This is a genomic window from Litorisediminicola beolgyonensis, from assembly GCF_042679605.1.
Taxonomy (GTDB): domain Bacteria; phylum Pseudomonadota; class Alphaproteobacteria; order Rhodobacterales; family Rhodobacteraceae; genus Litorisediminicola; species Litorisediminicola beolgyonensis.
On sequence record NZ_JBHTMU010000067.1, the window covers coordinates 1 to 9,457 of the forward strand.

A 9,457-nucleotide genomic window follows, 5' to 3' on the forward strand; every position below is an offset into this window, starting at 1 on the left:
AGATCGCGCGCGCCTCGGGGCAGCGGGGCGCGAAGGGACAGGCGCTCGGCGGCTCGGACAGCGGCGGCGGCGCGCCGGGGATGGCGTCGAGGCGTGCGCCCTTGACCGCGCCATGCAGGTTCGCGGCCAGAAGGCCCTTGGTATACGGGTGGCGCGGGTCCTTGATGATCTCGGCGATGGTCCCGGTCTCGACGATGGTTCCGGCATACATCACCGCGACCCGGTCGGCGATCTCGACCGCGACGCCGATATCGTGGGTCACGAAGATCACCGACATGCCCATCTCCTTCTGGAGCGCGCGCAGCAGAAGGAGCACCTGCATCTGCACCGTCGCATCGAGCGCGGTGGTTGGCTCGTCCGCCAGGAGAAGCCGCGGCTCGCAGGCCAGCGCCAGCGCGATCATCGCGCGCTGCCGCATGCCGCCCGACATCTCGTGCGGATAGTTCGAGAGCCGCCGCTCGGCGGAGGGGATGCGCACCTTCTCGAGCATCTCGAGCGCGCGCTTCATCGCCTCCTCGCGCGTCGCCTTGCGGTGGCGCATCACCGTCTCGGCGATCTGCGCGCCGATGGAATAGACCGGGTCGAGTGCCAGGGCCGGATCCTGGAAGATCATCGCCACGTCATTGCCGCGGAAATCCGCGAGGTCGCGCCCCTTCAGCGCCAGCACGTCGCGCCCGTCGAAGCGGATCGCGCCGCCGATGGCGGTGCGCTTCGGCGGCAGAAGCTGCATCAGCGCCTGGAGCGTCACGCTCTTGCCCGAGCCGCTCTCGCCGAGAAGCGCCAGAACCTCGCCGGTCTCGACGCTGAGCGTGACGCCGTTGACCGCGTGCACGCCGCCCCGGCTGCCGAAGCGAACCGTGAGGTCCTCGATCTCGACCAGCGCGCTCATGCCGCCACCTTGCCGTGACCCGAGGCCGGGTCGCGCATGTGGCAGGCGACCTCGTGATCGGTGCCGAGCGTCATCACCCGGGGCTTTTTCGCCGCGCAGATCTCTTCGGCGAAGGGGCAGCGGGTGTGGAAGCGGCAGCCGCCCGGCGGGTCGATCGGGTTCGGCGGATCGCCCGCGAGGGGCGGCGTCTGGGTGCGGGCGTCGGGGTCCATCGACGGCATCGCCGAGAAGAGCGCGGCGGTGTAGGGATGCGCCTGTTTCTCGTAGAGCACCTCGGCGGGGCCGATCTCGACCACCTCGCCCAGATACATCACCATCAGGCGGTCCGAGATGAAGCGCACCACGTTCAGGTCGTGGCTGATGAACATGTAGGTCAGGTCGAAATCCTTGCGCAGATCCGCGAGGAGGTTCAGCACCTGTGCCTCGACCGATTTGTCGAGCGCCGAGACCGCCTCGTCGAGGATCACCAGCCGCGGCCGCATCGCCAGGGCCCGGCCGATATTCACCCGCTGGCGCTGCCCGCCGGACAGCTCGTGCGGATAGCGCCCGGCGAAGCGCGCGGGATCGAGACCGATCCGGTCGAGAAGATCGCGCGCGATGGCCCGCGCCTTGGCGTCCGGCACGCCGTCGACCTTGGGGCCGAAGGCGATGGAATCCTCGATCGTCAGGCGCGGGTTGAGCGAGGCGAAGCTGTCCTGGAACACCATCTGCACGCCGCGCCGCAGGTCGCGCAGGCTCAGCTCCTCGCCTAGTTCCTGCCCGTCATAGAGGATCTTGCCCCCCGTCGCCGGGGTCAGCCCGATCAGGAGGCGCGCGGTCGTGGACTTGCCGCAGCCGGATTCGCCCACGACGCCCAGCGTCTCGCCCTTGCGGATGGTGAAGGTGACGCCATCGACGGCGCGCACCACCTTTTTCGGCGCGAAGGCCCCGGCGCGGACCGGGAAGTGGCACTCCAGGTCCCGGGCCCAGATCAGCGGCTGGCGCGGCCCGCCCTTGTCGCTGCGTGCGGCGTTACTGTCGAACATTCATGGCACTCCTCAGACCGTCGCTCAGAAGGTTCAGGCAGAGCGAGGTCACGAAGATCATCACGCCGGGAAGCGCGGCGACCCACGGGTTGATGTAGATGGCGGTGCGGAGCGTGTTGAGCATGAGGCCCCATTCCGGCTCGGGCGGCTTCACCCCCAGACCCAGGAAGGACAGGCCCGCCGCGATGATCATGCAGACGCTCGTGAGGCTCGTGGCATAGACGAAGATCGGCCCCATCACGTTGCCCAGCACATGCACCCGCACGATGGTCAGGTCGCCCGCCCCGCTCGCCCGCGCCGCGTCGACATAGTCGAGCTTGCGGACCGAGGCGGTGACGCTCTCGGCCACCCGCGTGATCGGCGGGATGAAGACGATGGTCAGCGACACCAGCGAATTGACGATGCCCGCGCCGAGCGCCCCGGAGATCGCGATGGCCAGGAGCACCGAGGGGAAGGCGAAGAAGACGTCGACCACCCGCATGATCGCGGTGTTGATCCAGCCCCCGGCATAGCCCGCGATCAGGCCCAGCGTCGTGCCGATGACGAGCGCCGCGACCACCGGGGTGATGCCGAGAAAGAGCGTCAGCCGCCCGCCATAGATCAGCCGCGCCAGCATGTCCCGGCCCAGCTCGTCGGTGCCGAGCAGGTGGCCCGGCGTGCCGATGGGCTTCAGCCGCGACACCATCGAGCCCTCGTACGGATCGGCGTGCCCCAGCCACGGCGCGAAGAGCGCCGAGAAGATCAGGAGCGCGAGCACGCCCGCGCACCCGAGCGCGACCGGATCGCGCCCGAGCCGCGCGCGCACGCCCTGCCAGTAGCCCTTGGTGGGGGCGGCGGGCATCTCCGCCGCGCTCTCGGGCGCGGTCATGTTCGCGGTGTCGGTCATGCGCGGGAAATCCTCGGGTCGATCAGCGATTGCATGAGGTCGACGATCAGGTTCAGCGTCACGAAGAACATCGCGAGGACGAGGATCGTGCCCTGCAGCATCGGCAGGTCGCGCTGGAGGATCGCGACCGACAAGAGGTAGCCCGAGCCCGGCCAGTTGAAGACCGTCTCGATCAGGATCGACCCGCCCAGGAGATAGCCGAGCTGCAGGCCGATCACCGACAGCGCCGTGGGCGCGGCGTTGCGCGCGACATGGCGCAGGATGCCGGTGCTGGTCATGCCCTTGGCGCGGAGCGCCTGCACGAACTCCTGCTCGAGGATGTCGGCCACCAGCGCCCGCGTCGTCCGCATCACGATGCCCATGGGCACCACCGCGAGCGTCACCGCGGGCAGGATGAGGTGGCGGATATGCGCCCAGTCCCAAGCCCATTCGCCCGACCCGCCCGGCCCCGCGCCCATCGAGGGCAGCCAGCCGAGCGAGACCGAGAAGACGATCACCAGCACCATGCCGAGCCAGTAATTCGGCGTCGAGACGCCGCCGATGGCGATGGCCGTGACCAGCCGGTCCCAGACCGTGTCATGCAGGTAGCCTGCGAGAAATCCGAAGAACAGCCCGAGCGGGAAGCCGATGAGACTGGCCGCCGCGGCGAGCGTCAGGGTGTTGGCGACGGCGCGGGCGACCTCGGTCGAGACCGCGCGCCCGGTGGCGATCGAGGTGCCGAGATCGCCGGTCAGCGCATTGCCGAGCCAGATGCCGAATTGCACCGGCAGCGGCTTGTCGAACCCGTAGGCCGCGCGCATCTCGGCTTCCTGCTCGGCGGTGGCGTCGATCGGCATCACCGCGACCAGCGGGTCGCCGGGCGCGATATGGACGAGGAGGAAACAGATCAGGCTGACGCCCAAGGCGACAGGCACGACATAGACGAGACGGCGGAGGAGATAATTGAGCATGATCAGAGCCTGGGTGCGGGGGCGCGGCCCAACGGGCGCGCGCCCCCTGCCCGGGCATTACTCCATCGTGATGGTACCGAAATTCTGGTACCAGTTCTGCGCCTGCACGAAGCCCTTGACCTTCGGGCTCATCGCGCGGGGCGCGACATCGTGGGTGACCATGAGGAAGAGCGCCTCATTGACGTATTTCTCATGGGTCTCCTGCAGCACCTTCTGCTGCTCCTCGGGATCGAAGGTCGTCTTGATCTTGTCGAAGAGCGCCTGCATGTCCTCGTCGCAGTAATGGCCCCAGTTGGTGCCGTTGGGCGCGATCAGGTCGCAGCTCAGGTGCCGGATCAGGCCGGTGAACGGATCCTGGATGAAGTAGGTGAAGTTGATCGAGTGCGCGCCCTGGCTCGACTCGTCGGCCGCGCCTGCGCGCCAGATGTTGATCATCGTGTTCCATTCCACGACGACGAACTCCACGTCGATCCAGATCTCCGCGAGGTTCTGCTGGATGAACTCGTTCATCGGCAGGGGCAGCATTTGGCCCGAGCCCGAGGGCGAGATCAGCGCCTTGACCTCAAGGGGATTGTCCGGCCCGAAGCCCGCCTCTTCCATCAGCGCCTTCGCGGACTCGACATCATAGGTCACCTTGAATTCCGGCTCGCCGAACCAGGCCGAGCCCGGCGGCAGGAAGCCCTCGGCCGGGACCATGAGACCGCCCAGAAGCGTCTTCATGCCCTCGCGGTCAATGGCGAGGTTCGCAGCCTTGCGGACGTTGATGTCGTTCCAGGGCGAGCCCTCGAGACGCGACAGGTGCCAGGTCCAGTTATGCGGCAGCGTGTTCGAGACGATCTCGAAGCCGTTGCCCTCGAGCGCCGGGATCACGTCGGGCGCGGGCGCTTCGATCCAGTCGACCTCGCCCGAGAGAAGCGCGGCCGAGCGCGCGTTCGGTTCGGGCAGCGGGATCAGCACCATCTTGTCGAGCTTCGGCACCCGGGTCTCGTCCCAGTGATCGGCGAAGGGCACGAGCTCGGCGCGTTCGCGCGGCACGAAGCTCTCCAGCATCCACGGACCGGTGCCCGAGGGGCTTTCGGCCACGGCATCCCAGCTCTTTCCGAGCGCCTCCCAATTGGCGGGCGAGGACATCAGGATCCACGCCAGCTGGTAGGGCAGCGTCGCATCGGGCGTCGTGGTGACGATCTCGAGCGTGTAATCGTCGACGGCGGTGTAGCTCGCCACCGCCGGGATGCGCGACTTGCCCTGCGCGGACTGGCGCGGGTCGTATTGCTCGGAGGTGTCGTCCAGGAGCTTGTCGAAGTTCCAGACCGCCGCCCCGGCGGTGAACTCGGAGCCGTCATGGAACTTGACGCCTTCGCGGATGGTGAAGGTCCAGGTCAGCTGGTCCTCGCCCACCGACCATTCGGTCGCGAGGCCGGGAATGAGTTGCGAAGGTTTGTCGGCCGAGGTGAGGTCCCAGTTGATGAGCGCGTCATAGACCGTGTAGCCCATGAACCGCATGCCCTCGCCGCCCTGGTCGGTCTGGCCGGTCGTCAGCGGAATGTCCGAGGCGGTCATGCCCACCCGCAGCGTTCCTTGCGCAAACGCGGGCAGCGTCGCCAGCGCGAGCCCCAGCGCCGCGCCAAGGACACCCTGTCCAAGTCGTTTCAGTCTCATGTGGCTTCCCCTTCGTGAGTGACGGGCCAGGAGGAGACCCGCATCGCCAAGTGGGCAGCCCGGGACGGATCCGAGTCAAATTGGCCTCGGGAAAATTGCCTTTGTTTTGGGCGCGCCCGACGGCAACTGCCCGGATTCAGATCGGCCGGACCCGTGCCGCGGCGCAGAAAGAGGCAGTTGACGAAACGGAAGGCACGGTCGCGCTAACAGCCCTCTCCCGCAAAGGCTGAATCGCACCACCCGGCTCGCGTCGGGTTCCGGCATACATGCCCGCGCGCCACGGTTTCCCTCGGCCGCGCGCGGCGTGCGAGGAAACCTGTGGAAGCGGCGGGCGCGCTGATGTTTCCTGACCCCGTCGGCCCCTCACACGCCGCGACCCGCCTCTGACCCGTTCGCCAAGAGCCCCGAGTTGCCATGTCCCGAACCCTGCTGCCGAAGCTCGTCAACCTCGCGCTCGTCATCGTCTTTCCCGTCGCCTGGTTCGCACCGCTGATCCGCACCGGTCTGCTGGACCCGGTGACACTGCCGGGATGGCTCGGCGGCAAGACCGTCTTCGCGCTCGAGGAGATCACCGTGATCTCGGGCATCCAGGCGCTCTGGGCGTCGGACGTGTTCCTTGCCATCGCGGTGACGTTCTTCGCGCTGATGGCGCCGATGCTGAAATGCCTCGGGCTGGCGCTCGTTCAATTCGGCCTGCTATCGCCCCGCGCCAAGCCCGCCATCGCGGTGCTCGGCAAGCTCGCCATGGCCGATATCTTCATCCTGTCGCTCTTCGTGGTGATCGCGAAGGGCATCGGCATCGGCACGGTCGAGATCGCCTGGGGCCTCTACCTCTTCACCGGCGCGGTGGTCGCCTCGCTCCTGCTGTCGCTCTTCGGCGGCACTCCCTCCGAACCTGCCTGACCCGCCATCCCCGGCACCAGCCCCGCCGCGAAAAGCGCCACGACAGGCGTGGGCGTGATCACCTCCACCGGGCCGTCGGGCAGCGGACCCGGCGCGCCATAGCCGCCGAAGCTCCAGGGTCTCAGCCCGTCGACTGTTACCAGCGCCGCCCCCGCGCCCGACCGGATCATCGTGCCGGGCGGCAACGCGCGCGCCTCTGCCTGCCAAAGCCGCCGTTCCGTCCCTTCGATCCGCGCCGCGTGCAGCGCACGGTCGATCCCGTCGGCCACCGATCCCTTGGGCCGCCCGTGCACCTCGGTCCAGAGCGCGACGAAGGCGCGATACTCGGCACGGCGGCATTCGGCGCAGGGGCGGTGCCCCGCCGCATAGGCCGTCGCCTCGTCGAGAAAGAAGAGCTCGGTATAGCGCCCCGGCGCCATCACCTGCCGCCGCCGTCCCCGGAACGCGATCAGGCAGGCGATCCAGCGCCGCCCCTGCCAGCCGCGCCGGATCCGCCCATCGGCGTCATGCAACACCCCGCGATTGCCCATCAGCGCGCCGCGCTTCGGGACCGCGTGCAGGTCCCCCATCGGGTCCACCCGGTTCTGCCGCATCTTGCACCTCCCTCCCGCTTCCGCTTCTCTCCGGCGCCAAAGGAGACCCGTCATGACCGATCTCGTCGACCCCGCCCTGATCGACCGCCTTGCCGAGGTGGCCATCCGCACCGGGCTCAACCTGCAAGAGGGCCAGGACCTGATCCTGACCGCTCCCGTCGCCGCCCTGCCCTTGGTGCGGCGCATCGCGCACCATGCCTATCGCGCCGGTGCCGGGCTCGTCACTCCGATCCTTGCGGATGAGGCGCTGTCGCTCGCGCGCTACCGCGAGGCCGGAGACCACAGCTTCGATCGCGCCCCCGGCTGGCTCTACGAGGGCATGGCCAAGGCCTTCGAGGGCGGCGCCGCGCGCATGGCCATCGTCGGCGACGACCCGATGCTCCTCTCGGACGAAAATCCCGAGCATGTCGCCCGCGCGGGCAAGGCCAATTCCATCGCCTATCGCCCGGCCCTGTCGAAAATCGCCAATTTCGAAATCAACTGGACCATCGCCTCTTATCCCACGCCCTCCTGGGCCGCGCGGGTCTTTCCCGACCTGCCGGAGGATCAGGCGGTGGCAAAGCTCGCCGAGGCGATCTTCGCCGCCTCTCGCGTGACCGGCGACGATCCGGTCGGCGCCTGGGCTGCGCATAATGCCGCGCTCCGCACACGCACCGAGTGGATGAACGGCCAGCGCTTCTCGGCCTTGCATTTCCAGAGCCCCGGCACCGATCTGACCGTGGGGCTCGCCGACGGGCACGAATGGCATGGCGGCGCGTCCGAGGCGCAGAACGGCGTGACCTGCAACCCGAACATCCCGACCGAAGAGGTCTTCACCACGCCCCACGCCGCCAGGACGCAAGGCACGGTCCGCGCCACCAAGCCGCTCTCGCATCAGGGGAGCCTCATCGACGGGATCGAGGTCCGCTTCGAGGATGGCCGCATCACCGAGGCCCGCGCCACGCGCGGCGAGGCGGTGCTGCAGAAGCTCCTCGACAGCGACGAGGGCGCGCGGCGGCTGGGTGAGGTCGCGCTGGTGCCGCATGGCTCGCCGATCTCGCAATCGGGGCTGCTCTTCTACAACACGCTCTACGACGAGAACGCCGCCTGCCACATCGCGCTCGGCCAGTGCTATTCGAAATGCTTCCTCGACGGGGCGTCGCTCTCGGAGGAGCAGATCGCGGCGCAGGGCGGCAACAGCTCGATGATCCATGTCGACTGGATGATCGGCGGCGCCGAGACCGATATCGACGGCATCAAGGACGACGGCACCCGCGTTCCCGTGTTCCGCAAGGGAGAATGGGCGGCCTGACGCCCCCAAGCCGCGCCAGCGCCTGCCCGCGGGGAGGCGCTCCGACCTTTGGCCCGCGCGCTTTATCCACGCCACACCCGGGAGACCTCCACCGTCTCGCCCAGCGTCCCCAAAGCGCCTGCCCGTCCGGGCGGGCAGGCGCTGGCGCGGCGGCCTGCGGCCTTGTTCCGCGCCCTGGGGCGAGGGGATCGTCGGCGAACAGGAGCGACGCGGCAAAGACACATCCGCCAGACCTCAGACTCTCCACCACCCCCGGAAAGTCGGACTCAACAGATCACCCCCCGCCCCGCTACACTTCCCGACGCACGGGCCGAGGGAGGACGGCATGGGCGAGATCGACCACATCACCGAGATCGACCGCGTCCTGCGCGGCCAATCGACCGGGCGCGACGGCGTCGTGGCCGCAAGCTGGAGGCGCTGCGTCGAAAACTACGGCATGGACCCGACCCGCGCCGATCCCGCCCATATCGTCACCGAAACCCAGCTCCGCGAGCATCGCGAGCAATCCGAGCGGCTGATCGCCACCGCCCGCTCGGGCCTGCAATCGCTCTTCAAGCAGGTCGCGGGGCAGAATTACGTGCTGCTGCTCGCCGATGCGCAGGGCGTCTGCGTCGATTTCTTCGGCGATCCGCGCTTCGAGGACGAGCTGCGCGCCGCCGGGCTCTATCTCGGCTCCGACTGGACCGAGGAGCTCGCGGGCACCTGCGGCGTCGGCTCCTGCATCGTGACCGGCGAGGCCGTCACCATCCACCAGAGCGACCATTTCGGCCTCGCCCACACGCCGCTTTCCTGCACCGCGGCGCCGATCCACGACACCAAGGGCGAGCTCTCGGCGGTGCTCGACATCTCGCTGCTGCGCTCGCCCTCGCCGAAAAGCTCGCAGAACCTCGCGATGGGCCTCGTCACCGCCTCGGCGCGGCGGGTCGAGATGGCGAACCTCATGGCGATGACCCGTCGCGACTGGGTGCTCCGGGTCTCGACCAGCCCCGAATTCCTCGAGGTCGATCCCGAGGCCGCCGTCGCGCTCGACGGCTCGGGCGTCATCCTCGGCATGACCAGCGGCGCGCGCACCGCGCTCGCGCCCGATGGCGAGACCCTGATCGGGCGGCGCATCGACGAGCTGATGGAGCTGAGCGTCGACGATCTGCCGGACCTGATGCGCGGACGGCCGACCGAAGAGCGGGTGCTCCGGCTCAAGGACGGGCGCGGCCTGTTCGGCCATGCCATCGCGCCCCACAGCGCCCGCCTGCCCCGGCGGCGC

At 68.8% G+C, this 9,457-nt stretch carries 9 protein-coding genes; 3 read left to right on the forward strand and 6 right to left on the reverse strand.

Annotation, left to right across the window (positions count from 1 at the left end; genetic code table 11):
* The 5 genes from ACFQ4E_RS20025 to ACFQ4E_RS20045 all read right to left on the reverse strand — a co-directional run.
* Positions 1–889 (reverse strand): ABC transporter ATP-binding protein (locus ACFQ4E_RS20025; protein ID WP_386806309.1); only part of this gene is annotated, 889 nt, incomplete at its 3' end.
* Positions 886–1,914 (reverse strand): ABC transporter ATP-binding protein, encoded by a 1,029-nt coding sequence (locus ACFQ4E_RS20030; RefSeq protein ID WP_386806310.1) that lies wholly within the window; start codon positions 1,912–1,914, stop codon positions 886–888. The genes ACFQ4E_RS20025 and ACFQ4E_RS20030, both read right to left, overlap by 4 nt.
* On the reverse strand, positions 1,901–2,800 hold the full coding sequence (locus ACFQ4E_RS20035; protein WP_386806311.1) for an ABC transporter permease: 900 nt from the start codon (positions 2,798–2,800) through the stop codon (positions 1,901–1,903). Before ACFQ4E_RS20035 ends, ACFQ4E_RS20030 begins: the two co-directional genes overlap by 14 nt.
* A complete protein-coding gene (locus tag ACFQ4E_RS20040) occupies positions 2,797–3,750 on the reverse strand; it encodes an ABC transporter permease (protein ID WP_386806312.1) in 954 nt (317 codons plus the stop codon). Before ACFQ4E_RS20040 ends, ACFQ4E_RS20035 begins: the two co-directional genes overlap by 4 nt.
* A gap of 57 nt (positions 3,751–3,807) precedes the next feature.
* A complete protein-coding gene (locus ACFQ4E_RS20045; RefSeq protein ID WP_386806313.1) occupies positions 3,808–5,409 on the reverse strand; it encodes an ABC transporter substrate-binding protein in 1,602 nt (533 codons plus the stop codon).
* 414 nt (positions 5,410–5,823) lie between these two features.
* Between ACFQ4E_RS20045 and ACFQ4E_RS20050 the strand changes: the two genes are divergently transcribed.
* Positions 5,824–6,312, forward strand: coding sequence for a paraquat-inducible protein A (locus ACFQ4E_RS20050; RefSeq protein ID WP_386806314.1), 489 nt, complete (start codon positions 5,824–5,826; stop codon positions 6,310–6,312).
* On the opposite strand, the gene ACFQ4E_RS20055 is transcribed toward ACFQ4E_RS20050, so the two are convergent.
* Positions 6,237–6,905 (reverse strand): hypothetical protein, encoded by a 669-nt coding sequence (locus ACFQ4E_RS20055; protein ID WP_386806315.1) that lies wholly within the window; start codon positions 6,903–6,905, stop codon positions 6,237–6,239. The two genes, ACFQ4E_RS20050 and ACFQ4E_RS20055, sit on opposite strands and share 76 nt — an antisense overlap.
* A 52-nt stretch (positions 6,906–6,957) precedes the next feature.
* Between ACFQ4E_RS20055 and ACFQ4E_RS20060 the strand changes: the two genes are divergently transcribed.
* Positions 6,958–8,196 carry an aminopeptidase gene (locus tag ACFQ4E_RS20060; RefSeq protein WP_386806316.1) on the forward strand — a complete coding sequence of 413 codons (1,239 nt, stop codon included), beginning with the start codon at positions 6,958–6,960 and terminating at the stop codon, positions 8,194–8,196.
* A gap of 325 nt (positions 8,197–8,521) precedes the next feature.
* Positions 8,522–9,457: sigma-54-dependent Fis family transcriptional regulator (locus tag ACFQ4E_RS20065; RefSeq protein WP_386806317.1), on the forward strand; the 936-nt coding region annotated here is incomplete at its 3' end.